The 22810-nt window shown below is 68.7% G+C and carries 24 protein-coding genes and 2 pseudogenes; 10 read left to right on the top strand and 16 right to left on the bottom strand.

Translation table 11 applies throughout. The features are described 5' to 3' along the window. Positions 1-20: 20 nt before the first annotated feature. Both G6N23_RS04185 and guaB read right to left on the bottom strand, forming a co-directional pair. Positions 21-1157, bottom strand: coding sequence for a GuaB3 family IMP dehydrogenase-related protein (locus tag G6N23_RS04185; RefSeq protein WP_085261300.1), 1137 nt, complete (start codon positions 1155-1157; stop codon positions 21-23). A gap of 59 nt (positions 1158-1216) precedes the next feature. Continuing rightward, complete coding sequence (gene guaB, locus G6N23_RS04180; protein ID WP_085261301.1) at positions 1217-2761, bottom strand: IMP dehydrogenase; 1545 nt, start codon at positions 2759-2761, stop codon at positions 1217-1219. A gap of 189 nt (positions 2762-2950) precedes the next feature. Here guaB and G6N23_RS04175 point away from each other — a divergent pair, with 189 nt between their 5' ends. Continuing rightward, positions 2951-3355: a DUF5319 domain-containing protein gene (locus G6N23_RS04175; RefSeq protein ID WP_024440345.1), complete on the top strand. Its 405-nt coding sequence runs from the start codon at positions 2951-2953 to the stop codon at positions 3353-3355. Positions 3356-3362: 7 nt separating this feature from the next. On the opposite strand, the gene G6N23_RS04170 is transcribed toward G6N23_RS04175, so the two are convergent. Further along, positions 3363-4175 carry a tetratricopeptide repeat protein gene (locus tag G6N23_RS04170; RefSeq protein ID WP_085261302.1) on the bottom strand — a complete coding sequence of 271 codons (813 nt, stop codon included), beginning with the start codon at positions 4173-4175 and terminating at the stop codon, positions 3363-3365. Between the two features lie 237 nt (positions 4176-4412). Between G6N23_RS04170 and G6N23_RS04165 the strand changes: the two genes are divergently transcribed. The 5 genes from G6N23_RS04165 (at position 4413) to G6N23_RS04145 (ending at position 7674) form a co-directional block, all read left to right on the top strand. Beyond that, positions 4413-4703, top strand: a complete 291-nt coding sequence (locus G6N23_RS04165; protein ID WP_085261303.1) for a WhiB family transcriptional regulator — start codon at positions 4413-4415, stop codon at positions 4701-4703. A gap of 66 nt (positions 4704-4769) precedes the next feature. After that, the gene (locus tag G6N23_RS04160) at positions 4770-5015 is read left to right on the top strand and encodes a hypothetical protein (protein WP_085261304.1); all 246 of its coding nucleotides are present in this window, start codon (positions 4770-4772) and stop codon (positions 5013-5015) included. Between the two features lie 53 nt (positions 5016-5068). Further along, positions 5069-5410: a DUF732 domain-containing protein gene (locus G6N23_RS04155; protein WP_234808637.1), complete on the top strand. Its 342-nt coding sequence runs from the start codon at positions 5069-5071 to the stop codon at positions 5408-5410. Between the two features lie 124 nt (positions 5411-5534). Further along, positions 5535-6509, top strand: coding sequence for a PE-PPE domain-containing protein (locus tag G6N23_RS04150; RefSeq protein WP_234808638.1), 975 nt, complete (start codon positions 5535-5537; stop codon positions 6507-6509). Between the two features lie 247 nt (positions 6510-6756). Then, positions 6757-7674 carry a PE-PPE domain-containing protein gene (locus G6N23_RS04145; protein WP_085261375.1) on the top strand — a complete coding sequence of 306 codons (918 nt, stop codon included), beginning with the start codon at positions 6757-6759 and terminating at the stop codon, positions 7672-7674. A gap of 50 nt (positions 7675-7724) precedes the next feature. On the opposite strand, the gene G6N23_RS04140 is transcribed toward G6N23_RS04145, so the two are convergent. Both G6N23_RS04140 and G6N23_RS04135 read right to left on the bottom strand, forming a co-directional pair. Beyond that, positions 7725-8006 (bottom strand): hypothetical protein, encoded by a 282-nt coding sequence (locus G6N23_RS04140; protein WP_085261305.1) that lies wholly within the window; start codon positions 8004-8006, stop codon positions 7725-7727. A 10-nt stretch (positions 8007-8016) separates the two neighbouring features. Further along, a complete protein-coding gene (locus G6N23_RS04135; protein ID WP_085261306.1) occupies positions 8017-8316 on the bottom strand; it encodes a GlsB/YeaQ/YmgE family stress response membrane protein in 300 nt (99 codons plus the stop codon). 260 nt (positions 8317-8576) lie between these two features. On the opposite strand from G6N23_RS04135, the pseudogene G6N23_RS04130 reads away from it, so the two are divergent. Then, positions 8577-8819, top strand: a pseudogene (locus G6N23_RS04130) (IS256 family transposase); the annotation flags it as partial. Positions 8820-8879: 60 nt separating this feature from the next. Further along, complete coding sequence (locus G6N23_RS04125) at positions 8880-9620, top strand: SDR family oxidoreductase (protein WP_085261307.1); 741 nt, start codon at positions 8880-8882, stop codon at positions 9618-9620. 409 nt (positions 9621-10029) lie between these two features. Here the strand turns inward: G6N23_RS04125 and groL are convergent, their stop codons facing one another. The 8 genes and pseudogenes from groL to alr form a co-directional block, all read right to left on the bottom strand. Next, the gene (groL, locus tag G6N23_RS04120; RefSeq protein ID WP_085261308.1) at positions 10030-11652 is read right to left on the bottom strand and encodes a chaperonin GroEL; all 1623 of its coding nucleotides are present in this window, start codon (positions 11650-11652) and stop codon (positions 10030-10032) included. A 100-nt stretch (positions 11653-11752) separates the two neighbouring features. Beyond that, positions 11753-12055, bottom strand: coding sequence for a co-chaperone GroES (gene groES, locus G6N23_RS04115; RefSeq protein WP_019736720.1), 303 nt, complete (start codon positions 12053-12055; stop codon positions 11753-11755). 296 nt (positions 12056-12351) lie between these two features. Continuing rightward, entirely contained in the window at positions 12352-13377 is a 1026-nt protein-coding gene (gene tsaD, locus G6N23_RS04110) for a tRNA (adenosine(37)-N6)-threonylcarbamoyltransferase complex transferase subunit TsaD (RefSeq protein ID WP_085261309.1), read from the bottom strand. Beyond that, complete coding sequence (gene rimI / locus G6N23_RS21875) at positions 13374-13820, bottom strand: ribosomal protein S18-alanine N-acetyltransferase (protein WP_234808643.1); 447 nt, start codon at positions 13818-13820, stop codon at positions 13374-13376. The genes tsaD and rimI overlap by 4 nt, the downstream gene beginning before the upstream one ends. Positions 13821-13841: 21 nt before the next feature. Continuing rightward, positions 13842-14447: pseudogene (tsaB, locus tag G6N23_RS21870) on the bottom strand (tRNA (adenosine(37)-N6)-threonylcarbamoyltransferase complex dimerization subunit type 1 TsaB); the annotation flags it as partial. Next, complete coding sequence (gene tsaE, locus G6N23_RS04100; protein ID WP_085261310.1) at positions 14444-14899, bottom strand: tRNA (adenosine(37)-N6)-threonylcarbamoyltransferase complex ATPase subunit type 1 TsaE; 456 nt, start codon at positions 14897-14899, stop codon at positions 14444-14446. The pseudogene tsaB and the gene tsaE, both read right to left, overlap by 4 nt. Next, positions 14892-15995: an alpha/beta fold hydrolase gene (locus tag G6N23_RS04095; RefSeq protein ID WP_085261311.1), complete on the bottom strand. Its 1104-nt coding sequence runs from the start codon at positions 15993-15995 to the stop codon at positions 14892-14894. The genes tsaE and G6N23_RS04095 overlap by 8 nt, the downstream gene beginning before the upstream one ends. Further along, the gene (alr, locus tag G6N23_RS04090) at positions 15985-17145 is read right to left on the bottom strand and encodes an alanine racemase (protein WP_085261312.1); all 1161 of its coding nucleotides are present in this window, start codon (positions 17143-17145) and stop codon (positions 15985-15987) included. Before alr ends, G6N23_RS04095 begins: the two co-directional genes overlap by 11 nt. Before the next feature lie 164 nt (positions 17146-17309). On the opposite strand from alr, the gene G6N23_RS04085 reads away from it, so the two are divergent. After that, on the top strand, positions 17310-18182 hold the full coding sequence (locus G6N23_RS04085; protein ID WP_085261313.1) for a hypothetical protein: 873 nt from the start codon (positions 17310-17312) through the stop codon (positions 18180-18182). 73 nt (positions 18183-18255) lie between these two features. Here G6N23_RS04085 and G6N23_RS04080 read toward each other — a convergent pair whose 3' ends face one another. From G6N23_RS04080 to G6N23_RS04070, 3 genes are read right to left on the bottom strand one after another with little or no spacing between them, the layout of a single operon-like run. Beyond that, positions 18256-19644, bottom strand: a complete 1389-nt coding sequence (locus tag G6N23_RS04080; protein ID WP_085261314.1) for a glutamate decarboxylase — start codon at positions 19642-19644, stop codon at positions 18256-18258. Positions 19645-19656: 12 nt separating this feature from the next. After that, on the bottom strand, positions 19657-21078 hold the full coding sequence (locus G6N23_RS04075) for an NAD(P)H-hydrate dehydratase (protein WP_085261315.1): 1422 nt from the start codon (positions 21076-21078) through the stop codon (positions 19657-19659). Between the two features lie 21 nt (positions 21079-21099). Further along, positions 21100-21753: a rhomboid-like protein gene (locus tag G6N23_RS04070; protein ID WP_085261316.1), complete on the bottom strand. Its 654-nt coding sequence runs from the start codon at positions 21751-21753 to the stop codon at positions 21100-21102. A 114-nt stretch (positions 21754-21867) separates the two neighbouring features. Between G6N23_RS04070 and G6N23_RS04065 the strand changes: the two genes are divergently transcribed. Then, positions 21868-22737 carry a sensor domain-containing protein gene (locus G6N23_RS04065; RefSeq protein ID WP_085261317.1) on the top strand — a complete coding sequence of 290 codons (870 nt, stop codon included), beginning with the start codon at positions 21868-21870 and terminating at the stop codon, positions 22735-22737. The last annotated feature ends 73 nt before the right edge of the window (positions 22738-22810 follow it).

The following is a 22810-nucleotide window of genomic DNA, read 5'->3' as shown; positions in this document are numbered from 1 at the left end:
GACGAAGAAACGCGCCGAGCTCAGCTCCCGACGGTCAGTCCGACTTTCTGGAATTCCTTGAGGTCGCAGTAGCCGGCCTTGGCCATCGACCGGCGCAACCCGCCGACCAGGTTCAGCGAGCCGAACGGGTCATCCGAGGGACCGTCGAGCACCTGCGCCAGCCCCGGCCGCTCCCCGTAGGCGACCTGCATCAGCGCGCCGCGCGGCAGGGACGGGTGCGCGGCGGCCGACGGCCAGTACCAGCCGTCGCCCTGCGCCTCGGCCGCCGCCGCCAGCGGCGTACCCAGCACCACCGCGTCGGCACCGCAGGCGATCGCCTTGGCCAGGTCTCCGGAGGTGTGGATGTCGCCGTCGGCCAGCACATGCACGTAACGCCCGCCGGTCTCGTCGAGGTATTCGCGGCGGGCCGCGGCGGCGTCGGCGATCGCGGTGGCCATCGGCACCGAGATGCCCAGCACTTCATCGGAAGTGGTCACCCCCGAGGTGGAGCCGTAACCGACGATCACCCCGGCCGCGCCGGTGCGCATCAGGTGCAGTGCGGTGCGGTGGTCGAGCACGCCGCCGGCCACCACCGGGATGTCGAGCTCGGAGATGAACGTCTTGAGGTTCAGCGGTTCACCATCGTTTGCGACCCGCTCGGCGGAGATGATCGTGCCCTGGATGACCAGCAGGTCGACACCGGCGGCCACCAGTGCCGGGGTCAGCGCCGCGGCGTTCTGCGGGCTCACCCGCACCGCGGTGGTCACCCCGGCCTCGCTGATGCGCGCCACCGCTGCGCCGAGCAGCTCGGGGTCCAACGGCGCGGCGTGCAGCTGCTGCAGCAGCCGGATCGCCGCCTCGGGCTCCGGCTCCTTGGCCGCCACCTCGACGACCTGGGCCACCTTGGTCTCGATGTCGGCGTGCCGGCCGATCAAGCCTTCGCCGTTGAGCACCCCCAGACCGCCGAGGCGGCCCAGTTCGATCGCGAACTCCGGGGACACCAGCGCGTCGGTGGGATGGGCCAGCACCGGGATCTCGAAGCGGTAGGCGTCGAGCTGCCAGGCCGTCGATACATCCTTGGAGGAGCGGGTGCGCCGGGACGGGACGATGTTGATGTCGTCGAGCTCGTAGGTGCGACGGGCGGTGCGGCCCATGCCGATCTCAACCATGTCACGCATGACGGGTCAGCCTCGTTTCTGTTTTCGCTGCGCGAGAATGTGCCGGGACGAACGTCTGCTCAGTGCACGTAGTAGTTCGGCGCTTCCACAGTCATGGTGATGTCGTGCGGATGACTTTCCTTCAGCCCCGCGGCGGTGATCCGCACGAACTGCGCCTGCTGCAGCTGTTCGATGGTCGACGACCCGGTGTAGCCCATCGCCGCCCGCAGGCCGCCGGTCAGCTGGTGGATGACGGTGGTCAACGGACCGCGGAACGGCACCCGGCCCTCGATGCCCTCGGGCACCAGCTTGTCCTCGGAGAGCGCGTCGTCTTGGAAGTAGCGGTCCTTGGAGTAGGACTTGGCACCGCCACGGCCCTGCATGGCGCCGAGCGAACCCATGCCGCGGTAGCTCTTGAACTGCTTGCCGTTGACGAAGATCAGCTCGCCGGGCGACTCAGCGGTACCGGCCAGCAGCGAACCGAGCATGGCCGTCGACGCCCCGGCGGCCAGCGCCTTGGCGATGTCACCGGAGTACTGCAGCCCGCCGTCGGCGATCACCGGCACCCCGGCCGGTTGACATACCGCTACCGCCTCCATGATGGCGGTGATCTGCGGGGCGCCCACCCCGGCGACCACCCGGGTGGTGCAGATCGAACCGGGGCCCACCCCGACCTTCACCGCGTCGGCGCCGGCCTCGACCAGCGCGGCGGCACCGCTCCGGGTGGCCACGTTGCCTCCGACCACCTCGACCCGCTCCCCCACTTCGGCCTTGAGCTTGCCGACCATGTCGAGTACCAGCCGGTTGTGGGCGTGCGCGGTGTCGACGACCAGCACGTCGACTCCGGCGTCGGCCAGCGTCATCGCCCGCACCCACGCGTCGGCGCCGACCCCGACCGCGGCGCCGACCAAAAGCCGGCCGTCACTGTCCTTGGTGGCGTTGGGGTGCTGCTCGGTCTTGACGAAGTCCTTGACGGTGATCAGCCCGGTCAGCTTGCCGTGGCCGTCGACGATCGGCAGCTTCTCGATCTTGTGCCGGCGCAGCAGGCCCAGCGCCGCATCGGCGGAGACCCCCTCCTGCGCGGTGATCAGCGGCGTCTTGGTCATCACCTCGGCGACCGGCTTGTTCTGGTCGACCTCGAAGCGCATGTCCCGGTTGGTGATGATGCCAACAAGTTGGCCCAGGGAGTCCACCACCGGCAGCCCGGAGATCCGGAACCGCGCGCACAGCGCGTCCACCTCGGCCAGCGTGTTCTCCGGGGTGCAGGTGACCGGGTCGGTAACCATCCCGGCCTCGGAGCGCTTCACGGTCTCGACCTGGCCGGCCTGCTCGGTGACCGGCAGGTTGCGGTGCAGCACACCCATGCCGCCGGCGCGCGCCATCGCGATCGCCATCCGGGCCTCGGTGACGGTGTCCATGGCGGAGCTGACCAGCGGCACCTTGAGCCGGATCTTGCGGGTAAGCCGGCTGGAGGTGTCGGCGTTGGCCGGCACCACGTCGGAGGCCGCAGGCAGCAGCAGGACGTCGTCGAAGGTCAGGCCGAGCATGGCGATCTTGTCCGGATGCCCACCGGACGGGACGCCGGTCGGCGCCGCATCATCGAGCGGGCCCGCGGGATACGACATCGTCGGGGCACTGACTTCCGTTTTTGGACTACCAACGGCCATCTGGGAGCCTCCACTACGCAGCCGGGGTGAGAAGCCCATCCTAGTCGCGGCGTACAGCGGCTTCGTTGCCCACCACCCTTGGCGATTATGCGGGCCGCAGAACCGGCCGCTGGCATTCTGTCCTGGGGTCTGCGTACCCTGATGGGCGTGCGTGACCACCTGCCACCGGGTTTGCCACCTGACCCGTTCGCCGACGATCCCCACGACCCGTCCGCTGCGCTGGACGCCGTCGAACCGGGCCAACCGCTGGATCCGCAGGAGCGGACCGCGGTCGAAGCCGATCTCGCCGACCTGGCGGTCTACGAGGCGCTCCTGGCGCATCGGGGAATCCGCGGCCTGGTGGTGTGCTGCGACGACTGCCAGCAGGACCACTACCACGACTGGGACATGCTGCGCGCCAACCTGCTGCAGCTGCTCATCGATGGCACCGTCCGCCCGCACGAACCGGCCTACGACCCGGAGCCGGACAGCTACGTGACCTGGGATTACTGCCGCGGTTACGCCGACGCGTCGCTCAACGGAGCGACCTCGGAGGCCGACGGCTACCGCTGAGCGCGGTTCAGTCGCCCTGCCACCTTCCGCCCCGGTAGCGCACCAGCTCAGCGGCCTCATCGCGGAGGCTGCGCACCTCCTCGACCGTCCGCGTCGCACTGCCCACATCGGTCAACAGGCACGCCAGCGCCCATCGCAGCGGAACCAGGCCCAGCTCCCCGGTCTCGTCCAACGCGGCGTCGGCCACCGTGCGCGCCCGTTCCGGGTTCCCCGCACAGCACAGCGCGCCGGCCAGCACCACTTGACTTTTCACCCGATGGCGCACCATGCCATCCCGGGCCTCGGAGGCCAGCTCCAGGGCCTGCTCGGCGTGCCGCACCGCGGTGGCGCCGTCACCGGTGACCATCGCCAGCTCGGCCGTCACCCAGTTCCGGCGCACCGCCAGGCGCGGCGGACCAGGCGAGTGGGGGGCCCGGCCGGCCCGGCCCAGCAGCGCCGCCGAGGCCGCGAAGCGCCCCACCCCCAGCGCGTCGGCGGCCAGCCCCACCAAGGCATCGGCGGTGGCCTCGGGGTCGGCTTCCGGTTCGTCGAGGGCCAGGGCCAGTGCCCGGCCGTCAAGGCCGCGGGCCAGATCGTGCCTGCCGAGCTGGCGCAGGAACGACGCCCGCGTGCTGTGGGCCAGGGAGGCCAACGGGCCGGCCGGTGTCTGCCGCAGCAGCGCCGCCAGATCGGCGGTGGCGCTGGCGTAACGGCCCTGCCCGCCCGCGGCGACCGCACGCAGCCACCGCTGCCGGGGTGTGGTCGCGGCAGGCAACGGCCAGCGGCCGGGTGCACCGCCGAACGCGGCGGCAGTCAACGCCGCGTCTGGGTCCTCGCTCATCGCTGCGCGACGTTACGCGGCCGGCTCACCGCACCGCCGTCGGCCCGGATAACACCGACTCTCAGGGAATGTCCACCGTCTTAGGCGAGCCTTTCTTAACCGTTACGTAGGTCTAACTTCAGACGCTTTGGTTACGGTCCCCACAGCGCCGGACACCGCCGGCGCTGTTTTACGCGCACCAACAGACACCTCAACGGCCGCAACCGATCCGGCCGCCGGCGTTTGAGAGGGGTTCCCATGCCACTGGTTGAGCAGTTGCCCGGCCGCAATGCGGACGTATGGGATTGGCAACTCCGAGGAGCGTGCCGGGGGGTCGACTCGTCGGTGTTCTTCCCGCCCGACGGGGAGCGCGGACGCGCCCGAGCGCAGCGCGAGCAGAACGCCAAGAAGTGGTGCCGAAACTGCCCGGTGATGGAGCAATGCCGTCAGCACGCACTCGCCGTCGGGGAGCCCTACGGCATCTGGGGCGGCATGTCGGAATCCGAGCGGCACGCCGCGCTCCGCTGCAATCTGCGGCCCAGCGGCTGACCCGCCGGGCCACCGGGCAGCCGGCGTTCTCGCCGGGTTGTCGGACCGCTCGTGTTGGATCCAGGCATGCGATCTGCAGCGGCCTTCACGGCGGTACTTGTCACCTGGTTCGGCATCGGCCTGGCCGCAACGGCCCACGCCGGCCCCACCGACTGCTTCGATCAGCGGCTCTGCGGCGACCTGGGCGACGTCTACTACTGCCCGGACACCGGCGAGGTGGTGGGCGCGTTCGGCGCCTGTCCCTCGCTGGTGACCGGTCCCTATGCGCCCGGCGGCCTGCAACCCAATGAGGGGCTGACTCCGCTGGGCTGAGATTGCGCCGTTATCCGCCGTCGCCGGCAACGGCACCGTTACGCTTCCCCACGGTGCAGGCCATCGAAAGCGAGGCGAACAACGTGCGCAGACAGCTTCTGTTCGGAACCGTCGCGGCAGGCTTGGCCATCGGCCTGATCGGCGCCCCCATCGCCAGCGCCGATGACGAAGGCTTTCTCAACGAACTGCGGGCCAACGGGTTTCCGGGTCTGACCGTCGGAGACGCCCAGATGCCCGACGGTGTGGTGGTGGCGAACGGCTGGATGGCCTGCAACCGGCTGCATCTGGGCGAGAAGCCCGAACAGACACTGGCGCAGTTGAACCCGAACGACCTCGACAAGGGCCGTATGCTGCTGAACGCCGCACAGCACCACCTGTGCCCCGACACGCTCTGAGCATCCGGACCCAAGGCAGCACCCGTCCGAATTGACGAGGACGTCAGATATCGGTGGCCGCAAAACCGGCTGACTCACTATCAGCTTGTGATAAGCAAATGCGATGAGAACGCGGGGAGCAGTAGTGAAAACGGCGGTCGCTCACGTCGCCGTCGCCGGCATGATGGTGGCCGCGGGCGGGGTGGGGATCGGCCAGACCGTCCACGCCGCGGCGTCGCTGCTGGCTGCCACCGGTCCGCTGGGGGGCAGCGTAACGGCGCTCATCCTCGGTGGCACCACCGAACCGACGCCCTCGCCCGAGTTCGCGCGGTCCGCCGAGAACCTGTATCTGAATCCGCTGGGATTCAACGGCGGTTCGACCGACTCGACGGTCTGCTACATGGACGGCACCGACCCGTGCAGCGCCCCACTGCAGGTGCTCACCACACCCGAACTGATCCAGCAGGGCCCGAGCAGTCTCACGGCCGCGTCGGCCATCGTGCTCGCCGTCCAGAACGAGTTCAACGCCAACCCGGGGGCATTCGACGCCGAACACCCGCTGACGATCTTCGGCTACTCCCAAAGCGCCACCGCCGAATCGATCGCCATGACCCGGCTGGCCGAGCTCGGAATTCCCAGCGACTCATTGCATTTCGTGTTCATCGGCGACCCGTCGACTCCCGATGGCATCTGGGGCCACCTGGAAGCCGCCATGGAGGCGACGCTCGGGCCGAGTCTGACGGCCTATCTGATCGACCTCTTCGACTTCAATGGCGTGCTGGGCAACGAGACGCCCAATGACCTCTACGAGACAACGATTTACGGCCTGCCGGGTGACCCGGTCTCCAACTTCGCCGACGTCTATGCCGATAAAGGACTGTTCGGCGCGCTGCTGGACATCCTCTGGCCGCACGTGTGGTACCTGGGCCTGACACCCGAGCAGGTCGCCGACGCCACCACCACGGTCGACGGCGCCCTGACCTACGTCAATATCGACGCCAGCGACATCAACGGCCTCGACGCCTGGCTCAACGCGGTCTTCGCCGGAGGGGCCGCCAACAGCGGCATCTTCGAGAGCCTGTGGGACTCGCTGCAACTCCTGTTCAACAACTTCTTCTGAGTTGTCGCTGTCCGGCAAGCGGGCGTCGACGCTGACGCTGACGAGAATCCTGGACTCAAATATGAGAACCGGATACTCTCATCCGACGCACAGCGGAAAGGATGCCATGGCTCAGGTGACGGGGCGATCGGCTGGGCCGATGCGGACGGGGGGTGACCCCACCGCACGAGGATGGGGCGCAGTACGGAACGCGAATAAGGCGGTAGCCCAGCTTGCCGTCGCCGCGACGGTGATTGCCGCGGCCGGCGTGGGAGTCGGTCAGACCGTCAGCGCCGCGGCGACACTGCTGGCCGCCACCGGTCCGCTGGCGGGCAGCCAGACCGCGCTCATCCTCGGCGGAACCGGCCAGCCGACGCCGTCGCCGGAATTCGCCCGATCCGCCGAGAATCTCTATCTCAACCCGCTCGGGTTCAATGGCGGCTCAACCGATTCGACCGTCTGCTACATGGACGGCACCGACCCGTGCAGCGCCCCACTACAGGTGCTGACCACGCCGGAACTCTTCCAGCAGGGCCCGAGCAGCCTCACCGGCGCGGGACTCATCGTGCTCGCCGTCCAGAACGCATTCGACGCCAACCCCGGCGCCTACGATGCCGAACACCCGCTGACGATCTTCGGCTACTCCCAAAGCGCCACCGCCGAATCGATCGCCATGACCCGCCTCGCCGAGGCCGGCATCCCACTCGACTCGCTGCACTTCGTGTTCATCGGCAACCCCTCCGCCCCGGACGGCATCTGGCAATACCTGGAGTCGGCCATGGTGGCGACACTCGGCCCTGACCTGACGAACTATCTACTCAACCTGCTGGGCATGACCGAGGTCCTGGGCAACCAGACACCCAATGACCTGTACGCGGCAACCATCTACGGCCTGCCCGATGATCCGGTCTCCAACTTCGCCGACGTCTATGCCTCCGACGGCCTGTGGGGAGCGTTGCTGGGCATCTTCGGCGCGCACGTCGAGTACCTGGGGTTGACGCCGGACCAGATCGCCGACGCCACCACCACGGTCGACGGCGCCCTGACCTACGTCAATATCGACGACAGCGACATCAACGGCTTCGACGCCTGGCTCAGCGCCTTACTCTGGCACGGGGTCGCCAACAGCGATCCGTTCCAGGCCCTGTCCGACTCGATGAACCTGCTTTTCAGCAACTTCTTCTGAGCCGGTTACAGCCCGCTCGAATCGCCGTGACGGCCGGCGCGTAATTCCGATCAGCCGTGCGGGGCCTCGGAAATCTTGCTGTCCGGACTTCCCACCGTCTTGCAGTAGGTCGACACCGACAGCCGAGTCGCCGAGATCTCCAGATTGGAGGGATCCGCGCCGCTCTTGTCTTTGAGCATCTTGCTGATCTCGTCGTCCTGCTTCTTCTCGTCCTGCTCGACGAAGTCCTTGCATCTGGTATCGCCACCGGTGTTGATCACCTTCGATGCCGAGCACCCGCTGGAGACCAGCACACCCAGTGTCATGGCCGCAACCGCAACGTATTTCATCATTACTCGCCCCTTACGCCTCGCGGCCGAACAGACGCATCACCCAGAGCAGGATGATCGCCCCCAGGACCGCGGTGAACAAGGTGAACCACCAGCCGCCGCTCGCCGTGTCCACGACGAAGCTCAGCAGAAAACCACCGATCAACGCGCCGACAACACCCACGACGACGTCGGCGAGCAGGCCGTATTTGGTTTTCATGACCATTCCCGCGATCCAGCCGGCAATCGCGCCGATGATGATGTAACCGATCCACCCGACACTGGTCAACGTTGTAGAGCGAGCCAGGAATTCAGTGGCCGCCACTGCGTTCATGGTGATCTCCTTTTCAGCACCGTCATACGCCGTCCTGCTTGACGCCGCGATGGATCAATACCCGTTCTCCACGACTACAAACCAATACGCCGCATCGACGCACTGTTGTGGACGAAGTGCCGCCAAGCAACGTGGTGGACGGCTGAAATATCGATCGTTCTGGAAAAGAGCGCCCGTGACTTCTTGCTCGCGTAGTCGCGCCGCCGGCGCCGGATTAAGCCAGCAGATGCAGAGGAACGTTCTGTTGGGGACATGTCAATGCCCAGGTGCGGGTTATCAACTCGGATTCCGGAGTGCCCGCTCGCAGAGCGGTGAGCATCGGAATGGCCATGCCTTACAAACTCGTCGCCGCCGCACAAGCCCGCTGACGCAAAGTCAACGCGCCGGAGATGGTCGCCCCTCGTGCGTGCCGGCGCGGTGTTCCACAAAGGCAAACTGCTCGAACGCCGCGTCGACACCACACCCGCTGAAACCGTCGATCAGCCGAAACGGAGGTCGCTTGAATCACAAAGCTAAGGTCATCGGGGTAAGCGGGCAGTGTTTCTCCTAGGCGAAAGGTCTTAATGACCATCCACAGCAAGGTCGTCGCCATCACCGGTGCCAGCAGCGGCATTGGTGAAGCAACAGCCCGCCACCTCGCCTCGCTTGGTGCGGCCGTCGTCCTCGGAGCCCGCCGCACCGACCGGCTCGACCGGCTGGTTGCCGAGATCGAAGCAGCTGGCGGGCAGGCGTGCGCCACGCGCGTGGATGTCACACGTCCCGAGGACCTCCAGTCGCTCGTCGCGGTCGCCGTCGAGCGCTTCGGCCGTCTCGATGTCATGGTGGGCAACGCAGGGGTCAGCAGGATCAGCCCCATTTCCGACCTGGACGTCGAGGGTTGGTCGGCGATGGTCGACGTGAACGTCAAGGGGGTCCTGCATGGGATCGCCGCGGCCTTGCCAGTGTTCCGGCGTCAGGGCAGCGGTCACCTCGTCACCGTCGTCTCGACCTCCGGCCTCAAGATCGTTCCCACCCAGGCGGTTTACGCCGGGACGAAGAACGCGGTCCGCACCCTCCTGGAGGGCCTGCGGCAGGAGAGCACCGACGGGGTTCTGCGGACGACGTCGATCTCCCCCGGCTACGTCCGTACCGAGCTTATTGACAACGCGGTCGACGATCTAGCCTTGCGCCAGCAGGCCAGGCAGAACATGGCCGATCTCGGTATCGACCCCGCGGCGGTGGCTCGAGCGATTGCATTCGTGATCGACCAACCCGACGACGTCGAAATCGGCGACCTGACTATTCGACCGACCCGCCAAGGCTGAGTGCCCGCTCATCGGCATGAGCGGCACGTGGGATTGCCGCCTCTTGATTGTGGCCGGGACGGCCTGAGGTAGGTCCGCGCAGGACGGGATCATGCCAGGGTTTGCCCCGACCCGCCCGTGCCAGTTGCGCCAATACCGCTACTCGGTCTTATGACAACTATGTCGAACCCCGATCCACAGGTATCGACAATTTCTGCTCAGCACCTTCAGTGCCCGGTCCGCAGGACAATGTGAGCGAGTCTCTTGTCAGCTCCCATGACAGTCTCCCGGTTAGTGATCTGATCGGAGTCTGGCACCGCGACAGTCTCGGTCTGGCAAATTCTGGTGATTCGCAGCTTGGATGGCATCCGGGGTCTCACAGCATGAAAAAGCCCCCGCCGCAGCGGGGGCTTTCTCGTGGCTTCCGGGCCTAGTGCGCGTGACCGTGATGCCCGTGCCCGGCGTGCTCGTCGGCCTCGGCGGGCTTGTCGACCACCGCGGTCTCGGTGGTCAGCACCATCCGCGCCACCGAGGCGGCGTTCTGCACCGCCGAACGGGTCACCTTGACCGGGTCGACGATCCCGTCGGCAGCCAGGTCACCGTAGGTCAGCGTCGCGGCGTTGAAGCCCTGCCCGGCCGGCAGCTCGGCCACCTTGCTGGTCACCACCGCGCCGTCTAGACCCGCGTTGGCGGCGATCCAGTACAGCGGCGCGCTCAGCGCGGCGGCGAACACCTCCACGCCCAGCTTCTCGTCGCCGGTCAGCGAGGACCGCAGCTCCGACAGCGCCGCGCGGGCCTGCACCAGGGCGGCGCCGCCGCCAGTGACGATCCCCTCCTCGACCGCGGCCTTGGCCGCCGCCACCGCGTCCTCGACGCGGTGCTTGCGCTCCTTGAGCGCGGTCTCGGTGGCAGCGCCGACCTTGATCACCGCTACCCCACCGGCCAGCTTGGCCAGCCGCTCCTCGAGCTTTTCGCGGTCCCAATCCGAATCGGTCGCCTCGATCTCGGCGCGCAGCTGCTTGACGCGAGCGGCGATCGCCTCGGCGGTGCCGGCTCCGTCGACGATGACGGTGTCGTCCTTGGAGACCACCACGCGGCGGGCGCTGCCGAGCAGATCGAGACCGGCCTCCCGCAGTGTCAGGCCGACGTCGGGGTTGATCACCTGGGCACCGGTGACGATCGCGAGGTCCTCCAGGAAGGCCTTACGCCGGTCACCGAAGTACGGCGCCTTGACCGCGACGGCCTTCAGCGTCTTGCGGATCGCGTTGACCACCAGGGTCGACAGCGGTTCGCCCTCAACGTCCTCGGCGATGACCAGCAACGGCTTGCCCGACTCGGCGACCTTCTCCAGCAGCGGCAGCAGGTCCGGCAGCGAGCTGATCTTGTCCCGGTGCAACAGGATCAGCGCGTCCTCCAAAACGGCTTCCTGGGAATCGAAGTCGGTGACGAAGTACGCCGACAGGAAACCCTTGTCGAAGCCGACACCGTCGGTGATCTGCAGCTCGGTGTTCAGCGTCGAGGACTCCTCCACACTGACCACGCCGTCGCTGCCGACCTTGGTCATGGCTTCACCGACCAGCTCACCGATCTGCTCGTCGCGCGAGGACACATTGGCCACCTGCGCGATCGACTCCTTGCCGGTGACCGGGGTGGCCGCGGCCAGCAGCGCCGCCGACACCGCGTCGGCCGCCTTGGCGATACCGGCGCCCAGCGCGATGGGGTTGGCGCCTGCCGCGACGTTGCGCAGCCCGCCGGTGATGATGGCCTGGGCCAGCACGGTGGCGGTGGTGGTGCCATCGCCGGCGACGTCGTTGGTCTTGGTGGCCACCGACTTCACCAGCTGGGCACCGAGGTTCTCGAACGGGTCCTCCAGGTCGATCTCACGGGCCACGGTGACGCCGTCCATGGTCACCGTCGGGCCGCCGAAGGCCTTGGCCAGCACCACGGAACGTCCGCGCGGGCCCAGCGTGACCCGGACCGCGTCGGCGAGTTTGTCGACGCCGGCCTCCAAAGCCCGGCGGGCGGCTTCGTTGAACTCAATCTGCTTGCTCATGAATGTTCAACCCTTTCCTTCACGCGTGCCGCCCCGGAGATCGCCCCCCAAAACAGATTGGTACGGGGATCTCCGGGGCGGGCACGGTGGTTGCTGGTGGCTACTTGCCGACGATCGCCAGCACGTCGCGCGCCGACAGGATCAGGTACTCCTCGCCGGCGTACTTGATCTCGGTGCCGCCGTACTTGCTGTAGATGACGACGTCGCCTTCCTTGACGTCCAGCGGAATCCGCTTGTCACCATCCTCGTCCCACCGGCCGGGACCGACGGCGACGACGGTGCCTTCCTGCGGCTTCTCCTTGGCGGTGTCGGGGATGACCAGCCCGGAAGCGGTCGTGGTCTCGGCCTCGTTGGCCTGAACGAGGATCTTGTCCTCGAGTGGCTTGATGTTCACGCTCGCCACGATTGGAGCCCTCCACATTGTCTGGATGCGGCCCGGCGTTTAGCCGGGCCCATCGGTACGTACTTACTTAAGGTGTTCGGCATTCGTGCGAACCCTCGCGTCGTCGTCGCGGGTGCCGAGCAAGGAATCGTCCGACTGCCACCTAGCACTCTATACATGAGAGTGCTAGCACTCAAGGTGGGGTCGCTGCGAATCGCAACTTTTGCGCGAAGGTGCACAGTTGTACGCCCTCGCCCGGTGTGTCGTGTGCAAACACGCGCGCTCGCGCGGTGGGAGCGCGGGTGGGAGTCAGGGGGTCAGCTGACCCGGGCCTGCACCACCGGCAGGCCGGGATCGGTAGCCACATCCAGCGGCGACGGTGGCGCTCCGGCCGCGATCAGATGCGCCGCGAACGACGCGATCATCGCCCCGTTGTCGGTGCACAGTCGCAGCGGCGGGATACGCAGGCTCAGACCGGCTGCCGCGCACCGCTGCTCGGCCAGCTCACGCAGCCGGGAGTTGGCGGCCACCCCGCCGGCGATCAACAGCGTGCCGACACCGAGGTCGGTGGCCGCCCGCACCGCCTTGGCCGTCAAGACGTCGGCGACGGACTCCTGGAAGCCGGCCGCCACATCGGCGGGGACGAAGTCGGGGTTGCGTTCCACATAGCGGGCCACCGCGGTCTTGAGTCCGGAGAAGCTGAACGCGTAGGGGGCATCGCGCGGCCCGGTCATCCCACGCGGGAACACCACGGCATCGGCATTCCCGGTGCGGGCCAGCTCGTCGAGCACCCGCCCGCCGGGGTAGCCCAGCCCGAGCAGCCGGGCCACCTTGTCGTAGGCCTCCCCGGCGGCATCGTCGACGGTGCTGCCCAACTCGACGATCGGCTCCCCCAGCGACCGCACGTGCAGCAGGTGGGTGTGGCCGCCGGAGACCAGCAGGCCCACACATTCGGGCAGCGGGCCGTGGGAGTAGACGTCGGCGGCCAAGTGTCCGCCCAGGTGGTTGACGGCGTAAAACGGCACCCCCCAGGCAGCGGCATAGGCCTTCGCCGCGGCCGAGCCCACCAGCAGCGCACCCGCCAGACCCGGGCCGATGGTGGCGGCCACGGCGTCGGGACGCTGCAGGCCGGCACCCGCCAGCGCCCGGCGCATCGTCGGGCCCAGCGCCTCCAGGTGCGCCCGCGACGCGATTTCGGGCACCACCCCGCCGAACCGGGCGTGCTCCTCGACGCTGGAGGCCACCTCGTCGGCCAGGAGCTCCAACGTACCGTCGCCGCCCAGCCGGGCGATACCGACACCTGTTTCATCGCACGATGATTCGATCGCAAGCACGATTGTCATAGGCAGGCCTCTCGCCGCATCATGTAGGCGTCCGCACCGTTGCGGTAGTAGCGCTTACGCAATCCGGTCTCGACGAAGCCGACGTCACGGTAGAGCGCGATCGCCGCGGTGTTGTCGGTGCGGACCTCCAGGTGCACGACGCCGCCGGCGGCATAGGCCAGCAGGTCGTCCAGCAGCTTGCGGCCGATTCCGCGGCCCTGGTAGGCGGGATCCACCCCGATGGTGTGCACCTCGAATTCGAACGGCGGAGTACGCCCGAGCCTCGAGATCCCCCCGTAGCCCACCAACTTATCGCCGATGCGGGCCGCGACGTAATGATGGTCGCGGGCTCCGATGGCCCGGCGAAACGCCGCCGCGGGCCACGGGTCGTCGCCGCCGAACAACTGCGACTCCAGTTCGGCGCAGCGCGCGGCATCGGTCTCGAGCAACGCGCCGATGGCCACCGGCGCCGCGCCTGAACCCGACGGTTTGGCATCGGGGCGGCGCAGATACATCGGCACCAGCGGCGCCGGGGTATCCCAATCCCGCACCGCGGCAACCAGTCCCGCGGGAGTCGGATAGGACACCTCGAGCGTCGGCAGGTCGAACAATGCGGCGTGCGCCGGTGATCCGGCCACCGCGACGGCGTCGCCGGGGTCGACGTCGGCCGGGGCACTTACCGCCGGCCCAGCCACCCGTATCCCGTCGCGGTAGCGCGCCCAGTACACCTCGCGGCGCCGGGCGTCGGTGACCACCAGGGTCGCGCCGGTGGTGCATACCCCGATCGCGTCGAGGCTGCACACCCCGTGCACGCCGATACCCAGCGCATGCCCGTAGGCGGCCGCACTGGCCATCCCGACCCGCAGCCCGGTGAACGGCCCCGGGCCGCAACCCACCACCACCGCCGCCAGATCGGCCATGCCCAGCCCGGCATCGGCCAGTGCCGCAAGCACATTGGGGGTGAGTCGCTCGGCGTGGGCGCGGGCGTCCAGCGTGAGCCGCTCAGCCAGCACGGTGCGCCGGTCCGGCGCCACCAGGCCCGCGGTGACCGCGGGGGTGGCGGTGTCGATGGTCAGGATCGCCCCCGTCATGGCGCGTGCCACCGCCAGGTCGCGGTGCGCGCCTCGGATTCGGCGCCCCGGTCCAGCCGGATGTCGAGGTGCCGTTCGGAGAGCCGCTCGGCGAGCCCCTCGCCCCACTCCACCACGACGACGGCGTCATCGAGTTCGGTGTCCAGGTCCAGTGAGTCCAACTCGGCGAGCAGGTCCAGGCCCGACTCGTCGAGCAGCCGGTAGAGGTCGACGTGGATCATCGCCGGGGTACCGGGGCGGCGGGGCCGATGTTCCCGGGCCAGTACGAACGTCGGTGAGGTGACCGGCCCGTCGACGTCGAGTGCCGCGGCGATCCCCTTGGCCAACACGGTTTTTCCGGCGCCGAGCGGTCCGGACAGCACGACCACGTCGCCGGCGCGCAGCTTGGCGCCCAGTCGCGCTCCCAACGCGATGGTGTCTTCGGCTGTCGCCAGGATCTGCGTCTCAGCCACTGCGTCCGGCCTTCCGCCGCAACCGGCGAGTCAACACCACGCGGCGCGGCGTGGCCCGCTCCACCAACCGCACCAGCGCGTCGTCGATGACGTCGGGTTCCTCCAACTGCACCAGATGGCCGGCGCCGGGCACGATCACCAACTCGCAATCCCACAGCGCGGCCGCCATCGCCCGCGAGTAGCCGGGCGGGGTGAGCAGATCGCGGTCGCCGCACGCGACCAGGGTCGGGATCTTGGCCAGCGTCGCCAGGGCGGCACTTTCGTCGTGCACCTCCAGGGCGTGCAGAAAACCCACCATGGTGGCGACCGGGGTGGCGTGCATCATCTCTTCGGAGTACGCGACCACGCTCGGGCTGATCTTGTCGGTGCCATAGGAGGCCGCACGCAGGATCGGTGCGATCACCCGGCGGGCCGCGCCGCGGCCACGGTGCACCAGGTTCGGCACGTAGCGCACACTGAACTGGACCGCCTCCAGGGCCGGGTTGCGCAGGATCTCCCCCAGTGGTGATCGGGAAACCCCTTTGGCCGCCGAGGAGATCAGTGCCACGCCGACGATCCGGTTGCCGTAGCGCCGGGGAAACTGCCGGGCGTGCGACAGCACGGTCATTCCCCCCATCGAATGCCCGACCAGCACCACCGGACCACGCGGCGCCGCCACCTGAAGCACCGCCTCCAGGTCCTGGCCGAGTCGCGGCACCGTGTAGGTCGCAGGTGCGGCGACGGTGGAGTCGCCGTGGCCGCGCTGGTCATAGAAGACCATCCGGACCTGCTTGCCCCATTCCGCGGTCAGCCGGGCGCGCTGAAAGTGAAAGGACCCCATCCGTAAACAGAATCCGTGCGCGAACACCACGGTCAGCGGCGCATTGCGCGGTCCCACGTCACGTACCGCCAGCTCGACGCCGTCGTCGGTGACCACCACCGAGCTGTGATCGTGCGCCAGGATTTCGAAATCCTCAGCGGCGTAAGGGTCTTCGGATGTGGTGCGCCGGGTCACCGAGCGTGCGACGGTGGACCCGGCGATGGTGCCGACGGCGGCCAGCCCGGCCGCCCCGGCCAGCAGGCCACCGGCCCGCCAGGTGGGCCTTCTACCGGCCATCGGCGCCGGCCCCCCGATACGTCCTGGCGACCCGCCCGCGCGGACTGTTCACCACCTCGTAGTGGATAGTGCCGAGCGCACCGGCCCAGTCCTGTGCGGTCGGCTCTCCCTGGCTGCCGGACCCGAACAGGATGGCCTCGTCGCCCTCTTGCACGTCGACCGGACCGGGTCCCAGATCGACGACGAACTGGTCCATGCACACCCGTCCGACGCTGCGCCGGCGCCGGCCGTTGATCAGCACCTCGAACCGTCCGCTCAGCGGGCGGAACACCCCGTCGGCGTAGCCCATCGGGACCAGCGCGACGGTGGTGTCGGCCTGGGCGATCCAGGTGTGCCCGTAGGAGACGCCCTCCCCAGCACGGATCGAGCGCACCAGCACCACAATGGATTTCAGCGTCATGGCGGGGATCAGACCCATGTCACCGCGCTCCGGGATCGGACTCAGGCCGTAGACGGCGATTCCCGGCCGCACCATGTCGAAGGCCAGGTCGGGTCGGGTCATCACCCCGGCCGAGTTGGCCAGATGCGCCACCTCGAACTTCAGGCCCTGTTCGCGGGCCAGGGTCAGCATGTCGGAGAACCGTTGCCCCTGGAGATCATTGACCGGGCTGGCCGCGTCGTCGGCGCAGGCCAGGTGCGACATCAGGCCCCGCACCCGGATCGCGTCGTCGGCGACGGCGCGGCGCAGTGCGGTCAGCAGTTCCGGGTAGCCGGCGGCGCCCACACCGTTGCGATTCATCCCGGTGTCGGCCTTGACCGTGACCGTCGCGGTGCGGCCGGTCCGTGCCACTGCGTCGAGCAGCTCGTCGAGCTGGCGCACCGAGGAGACCGCGATCTGCACGTCGGCGGCCAGGGCCGGCGCGAAGTCGGTGTCGGGGCCGTGCAGCCACGCCAGCACCGGTGCGGTGATGCCGGCCGCCCGCAACGTCAGCGCCTCGTCGACGGTGGCGACCCCGAGTTCGGCCGCACCGGCGGCCAACGCCGCGCGGGCCACCTGCACCGCGCCGTGACCGTAGCCGTCGCCCTTGACCACAGCCATCAGCTCGGCGGCGCCGGCCTGTTCGGACAGCACCCGCACGTTGTGGGCGATGGCGTCCAGGTCCACCAGCGCTTCACCGAGCAGGCCGGCCGTTCGGGATGTGGCAGTCATGTCACCGTCAATTGTCCCAGAACGGCCCGGATGCCCCTATCAGGCCGCCGAGTGTGCGGTTTATGTCGCTCCAAGGCCGTTTTGCGACCTAGAACGCACACTCGGGCGAACCGCCTTGTGGATGGGCGTCGGCGCCGGGCGCGCCCGAATGCCACCCTGCGACCATGCCACCACCGCGTGGGCCCTTCCGGGCGACAGAGGCGTTGGCTGCCGGCGCGGTGACCCGTAGCGGGCTGCACCGTGATTGCATCCGGATCTACCCGGGGGTCTGGGTGCCACGCGAGGCAGAACTGACGGCGTACGACCGCGCCCGCGCCGCCTGGCTCTGGTCGCGCCGGAGCGGGGTACTGGCCGGGCTGTCGGCGTCGGCGATGCTCGGCGCGAAGTGGATCGACGGGGACACCCCTGCGGAGCTTGCCCACACCAATCGGCGCACCCCGCCGCTGCTCACCGTGCACACCGACACGTTGCTGCCCGGGGAGGTGCAGACGGTTCGCGGCATGCCGGTGACAACAGCCGCCCGCACCGCGTTCGACCTGGGTAGACGGCTCGGCCCCACCGAGGGGGTGCAGCGCATCGATGCCCTCATGAATGCCACCGACCTCAAGGTTGTCGATGTCATGGCGGTGGCCGACGCGCACCCCGGCGCCCGGGATCTGCGGGAGCTTGATCAGACGTTGCTGCTTGTCGACGGCGGCGCCGAATCGCCGTATGAGTCGCTGGCCCGGCTGCTCCTGGTGCGGGCGGGCTTTCCGGGGCCGCAGACCCAGATCCGGGTGTACGGCCATCACGGCCGAGTCGTTGCGCGCATCGACATCGGGTGGGAGGACTACCTCGTCGGCGTTGACTTCGAAGGCGCCCACCATTGGACCGACCCGATGCAGCGACAGCACGACGCCGAGCGCTACTACGTGCTGCCTGAACTCGGCTGGATCGACCTGCGGCTGACGGCTCGCAGGCTGCACCACAGCCCCGGAGTGTTCCTGGAGCGGGTTGGCGCGGCGTTGATCAGCCGCGGCTGCCCGAAAACCTGGTGACCGGCGCGCCGAGTGTGCGGTGTGGGCACCGAAATCGCGAATTTGCGACCTACAACGCACACTCGAGCGGCGTTCAGTGCGAGAAGTGCTGCTGATCGTCGTAATGGCCCGCCGGCTTGACCCGGTCCAGCGCGGTCACCGCCTTCATGGTGTCGTCAAACAGCGCCCGGGCGAGATCCGCCGAGAGACCCTCGCGGACCACCACCCGCAGCACCGCGACATCCTCGGCGCCTTCCGGCATGGTGTAGGCGGGCACCTGCCAGCCGAAGGTGCGCAGCTCGTGGGAGACGTCGAACTCGGTGTAGCCACGCTCGCCGGCCAGCCGGCAGCTCACCACCGGAATCGCCGAACCGTCGCTGATCACCTCGAAGTGCTCACTGGCGGCCAGCTGGTGGGATAGCCAGCGGGCGGTGTCGGACAGGGTCCGCATCACCTCGGTGTAGCCGGCGCGGCCCAGCCGCAGGAAGTTGTAGTACTGGCCGACGACCTGGTTGCCCGGCCGGGAGAAGTTCAGCGTGAAGGTGGGCATGTCCCCGCCCAGGTAATTGACCCGGAACACCAGTTCCTCGGGCAGATAGTCGGCGCTGCGCCACACCACGAACCCGATGCCCGGGTAGGTCAGGCCGTACTTGTGGCCGCTGACGTTGATCGAGACCACCCGCGGCAGTCGGAAATCCCATTTGAGGCCCGGGTGCAGGAAAGGCACCACGAACCCGCCGCTGGCCGCGTCCACGTGCACCGGCACATCAACCCCACCGCCGGCGGCCAGGCTGTCCAGGGCCGCGCAGATCTGCTCGACGGGTTCCAACTCCCCGGTGTAGGTGGTGCCCAGGATCGCCACCACCCCGATGGTGTTCTCGTCGACAGCGTCGACGACCTGTTCGGGGGTGATCACGTAGCGGCCCTGCGCCATCGGCAGGTAGCGGGGTTCGACGTCGAAGTAGCGGCAGAACTTCTCCCACACCACCTGGACGTTGGAGCCCATCACCAGGTTCGGGGTGCGCCCCTTCCAGTCGTCACCGAGCTTCTGCCGCCACCGCCACTTCATGGCCAGACCGCCGAGCATCACCGCCTCGCTGGAACCGACGGTGGACACCCCGATGGCGCTGGCCGGGTCGTCGTCGCGCAGGTTCTCGGCGTGGAACAGGTCGGCGACCATCGACACGCAACGCTGCTCGATGGCCGCGGTCGCCGGATACTCGTCCTTGTCAATCATGTTCTTGTCGAACGACTCCGCCATCAGTGCCGACGCCTCGGGGTCCATCCAGGTGGTGACAAAGGTGGCCAGGTTCAGCCGGGAACTGCCGTCGAGCATCAGCTCGTCGTGGATGAAGCGGTAGGCGGCCTGGGGTTCCATCGGGTCGTCGGGCATCCGCAGTGCCGGGACCGGCGAGGTGAACAGCCGGCCGGTGTAGGCGGGGGCGATGGTGTGCGCCGGCACGGAGGGGTGGGAATGGGTCACTGCGACTCTCCTCTATAGCTGGGCCAGGGCGGTGCGGATGTGGGCCAGGATGCGCGCCGCCGACGTCGGGGTGTCGCCTGGTCCAGGGTCGGCGGCCGAGGCCGCGGCGGCGCGGGTGTGCACGAATGCGGCGGCGGCGGCGGCTCGGGGGGCGGGCAGGCCGGATGCCAGCAGGGCGCCGATCATGCCCGAAAGCACGTCGCCGGAGCCGGCGGTGGCCGCCCAGGATCCGCCGGCCGGGTTGAGATAGATCGGGCCGGACGGGTCGGCGATGACGGTGACGTTGCCTTTCAAGAGCACGGTGGCCCTGAACTTCTCGGCCAGTTCCCGGGCCGCCCCGACCCGGTCGGGCCCGGGCGGATGCCCGGCCAGCCGGGCGTATTCGCCGGCGTGCGGGGTGAGCACGGTCGGTGCCTTGCGATCGGCCACCAGCGATGGGTGGGCGGCCAGGATGGTCAGCGCGTCGGCGTCGACGATCACCGGCAGATCGGTGCCGAGCGCGAACCACAGTGCGGCGGCACCTGCCTCGTCGGTGCCCAGGCCGGGACCGACGGCCCAGGCCTGCACCCGCCCGGCGGCCGCCGCGCTGGGTGCCGCAATCACTTCCGGCCAGTGCGAAACCACCTCGGCGGCGGCGCTTCCGGCGTAGCGCACCATGCCGGAGGTGGCGGCCACCGCCGCGCCCGCGCACAGGATCGCCGCGCCCGGATAGGTCGCCGAGCCGGCCAGGATCCCGGTGACTCCCTGGGTGTATTTGTCGTCGCGCGGGCCGGGCGCCGGCCAGCACGCCTCGACGTCGGCCGCGGTCAACGAATGAATGTCGGTGTCCGGCAAGTCCAGGCCGATCTCGACGAGCTCGACCCGCCCGCACTGCCCTAGTGCGTGCACCGGCTTGAGACCACCGAAGGTAACGGTGAGCGAGGCACGCACGGCCGGGCCTTCGGCCGCGCCGGTGTACGGATCCAGGCCGCTGGGGATGTCGACGGCCACCACCGGAATACCCGCCGCCTCAACCGCGGCGAAGACTTCGGCGGCGTTCGGCCGCAACGGGCCGCGCCCGGAGATGCCGACCACTCCGTCGATCACCAGATCCGTTGCGGGCGGCACGGTGTCGACGATCCGGCCGCCGGCCTTGCGCAACGCCGCCAGACCCTTGGCGTGGGCGCGCTCGGGGTCCAACAAGAGGGCGCTGGCCGCCGCGCCCCGCCGGCGCAGCAGGGTGGCCGCCCACAGCGCGTCACCGCCATTGTCACCGGAACCGACCACGGCACATACACTCCGGCCGGCCACCCCGCCGGTGCGGGAGGTCAGTTCGGCGGCGATCGCTCCTGTGAGACCGAACGCGGCCCGGCGCATCAACGCGCCATCGGGCAGGTTTGCCAGCAGGGGCGCCTCGGCGGCGCGGATCGCCTCGACGGTGTAGTAGTGCCGCACTCTGCTGCCTCCCTCGCGATGTCAGGCTAGTTGCTCGGTCCGGACCCCGGGGCCAGTCGGACGCGCCGGATGGTGACGGGTCAGCGGATAGCAGCACAATCCGATCAGCAGCGCGGCGGCGTGACCGATCGCGGTGAAGTCCGGGTTGATGACCAGCGGCACCGTGAAGATGACGAGCAGCGCGGCCAGATACCCCCAGCGCCAGGGCCGGCGGATCCGGTAGGTCAACACCGCCATCACTCCGACCAGGAAGTAGCTGACGCCGATGTCGCGGGCGTAGGTCAGCCGCTCCGATTCGCGGTGCAGGTGAATCAGCACGTACAGCGCCCCCTCGCTGACATAGGTGGCCCCCACATGTGAGATCAATCCGACCATCAGCCAACGAAGGTGCCCCAGCCAGTGTTCGGCGGGCGCCAGAAACAGCGTGAACAGCACCAGATACGGCGACCAGTCCTTGCCGTCGATCCACAACAGGCTGGAGACCAGCACCTCCAGCGGGTCGGTCGCCAGATGGTGGAGGTTGGTGGACTGCTCGACGAGCATGGAGTGCAGTCGCCGGCCGACCAGGTGCTGGATGACGGTGGTGGCCCCCAGCACCGCCAGCCACAGGTAGGTCAGCGGCGCAGTGTGCACGAAGTGCCACACCGCAGCCAGGCGCGTTCTGACGTCCGCCACGGCGTACAGCGTCGCATGGCCAGTGCAGACACGGACAGACCGACCGCTGATAACGTCTCATGCCAGTGAGGCCCGTCCGCCTGTGACCGGCCGCGATGGGACGGGGGTGCCCGGATGAGCGAACCGCACGGCCCAACTCCCAACCCGTACGACCCGACGCCATTTGCGCCCACCAGCCGACCCATGCCGCCGGTTGCGGGCGGACACTTCCCGCCACCATGGCCGCCCGGTCCGCCGCCGCAGCGCAATCGCCGACTGGTACGCGTCCTGCTGGGGCTGGCCTGCGTGCTTGCCGTAGTTGCCGTGGTGCTCGCCGTGAACGTCGTCGGCCGTGACCGGCACGAGAGCGCGCAGTCCGCCACAGAGTCGGACTCCGGCGACGGCAAGCTCGTACCCGTCTCCGCTCTAGAAGGACTGCTGCCGGCCAAGGAAGTCATCTCCTCGGCAGTGGGCGATCCGGGCATGGGTCTCGTCGCGACCGGTGCGGGTATCGACGCCGACGTCATGGTGGACGCCGAGTGCCAGGGACTCACCTCGGTTTCCGGGCCCGTTCTTGCCGGTTCCGGCTGGACCGCAGTGCGCTGGCAGGGGTGGAACAGTCCCGCTGAGCCGGATCCGCCCGATTGGAAGCACCAAGCTCTGATGTCGGTAACGACGTATCCGCATGCCAGCACCGCCCGCGCCTTCTACTCCAAGGAGAGCGCAGCGTGGCAGAAGTGCTCCGGCCGCATCATCAATAGCCGCATACCCGCTGTCGCAGACTCGCCGGGCCGATTCTGGTCTGTCGAGAGCGTCACCGACGGCGACGGGGTGCTCAAAGCGACCACAATCTCCGAGGGCGGCGGCGGCTGGTCGTGCCAGAACACGCTGACCGTACGCAGCAACGTTGCCGTCCGTGTCAGCGTGTGCGCGGAGACGGATTCGACGGCGGCGGCACAGGCGCTGCTCGACTCGATCACTGCGAAGATCGACGCGGCAGCATGACATTGATGCCGAGCCGCCGCGCCGGTAGGCACTACCGCGCGGTCAATGCCGGGTTGCGGTAGACCGCCCGCTG

Source organism: Mycolicibacter terrae (assembly GCF_010727125.1).
GTDB lineage: Bacteria > Actinomycetota > Actinomycetes > Mycobacteriales > Mycobacteriaceae > Mycobacterium > Mycobacterium terrae.
Note: the sequence above shows the minus strand (reverse complement) of the source record. Positions and strands in the feature narration are given on the sequence as shown.

Excerpts from the sequence above, each read along its gene's own strand:
- G6N23_RS04185 (WP_085261300.1), bottom strand. The coding sequence starts at position 1,157 with ATGCGTGACATGGTTGAGATCGGCATGGGCCGCACCGCCCGTCGCACC.
- guaB (WP_085261301.1), bottom strand. The coding sequence starts at position 2,761 with ATGTCGTATCCCGCGGGCCCGCTCGATGATGCGGCGCCGACCGGCGTC.
- G6N23_RS04170 (WP_085261302.1), bottom strand. The coding sequence starts at position 4,175 with ATGAGCGAGGACCCAGACGCGGCGTTGACTGCCGCCGCGTTCGGCGGT.
- G6N23_RS04165 (WP_085261303.1), top strand. The coding sequence starts at position 4,413 with ATGCCACTGGTTGAGCAGTTGCCCGGCCGCAATGCGGACGTATGGGAT.
- G6N23_RS04160 (WP_085261304.1), top strand. The coding sequence starts at position 4,770 with ATGCGATCTGCAGCGGCCTTCACGGCGGTACTTGTCACCTGGTTCGGC.
- G6N23_RS04140 (WP_085261305.1), bottom strand. The coding sequence starts at position 8,006 with ATGATGAAATACGTTGCGGTTGCGGCCATGACACTGGGTGTGCTGGTC.
- G6N23_RS04135 (WP_085261306.1), bottom strand. The coding sequence starts at position 8,316 with ATGAACGCAGTGGCGGCCACTGAATTCCTGGCTCGCTCTACAACGTTG.
- G6N23_RS04125 (WP_085261307.1), top strand. The coding sequence starts at position 8,880 with ATGACCATCCACAGCAAGGTCGTCGCCATCACCGGTGCCAGCAGCGGC.
- groL (WP_085261308.1), bottom strand. The coding sequence starts at position 11,652 with ATGAGCAAGCAGATTGAGTTCAACGAAGCCGCCCGCCGGGCTTTGGAG.
- tsaD (WP_085261309.1), bottom strand. The coding sequence starts at position 13,377 with ATGACAATCGTGCTTGCGATCGAATCATCGTGCGATGAAACAGGTGTC.
- G6N23_RS04095 (WP_085261311.1), bottom strand. The coding sequence starts at position 15,995 with ATGGCCGGTAGAAGGCCCACCTGGCGGGCCGGTGGCCTGCTGGCCGGG.
- alr (WP_085261312.1), bottom strand. The coding sequence starts at position 17,145 with ATGACTGCCACATCCCGAACGGCCGGCCTGCTCGGTGAAGCGCTGGTG.
- G6N23_RS04085 (WP_085261313.1), top strand. The coding sequence starts at position 17,310 with ATGCCACCACCGCGTGGGCCCTTCCGGGCGACAGAGGCGTTGGCTGCC.
- G6N23_RS04065 (WP_085261317.1), top strand. The coding sequence starts at position 21,868 with ATGAGCGAACCGCACGGCCCAACTCCCAACCCGTACGACCCGACGCCA.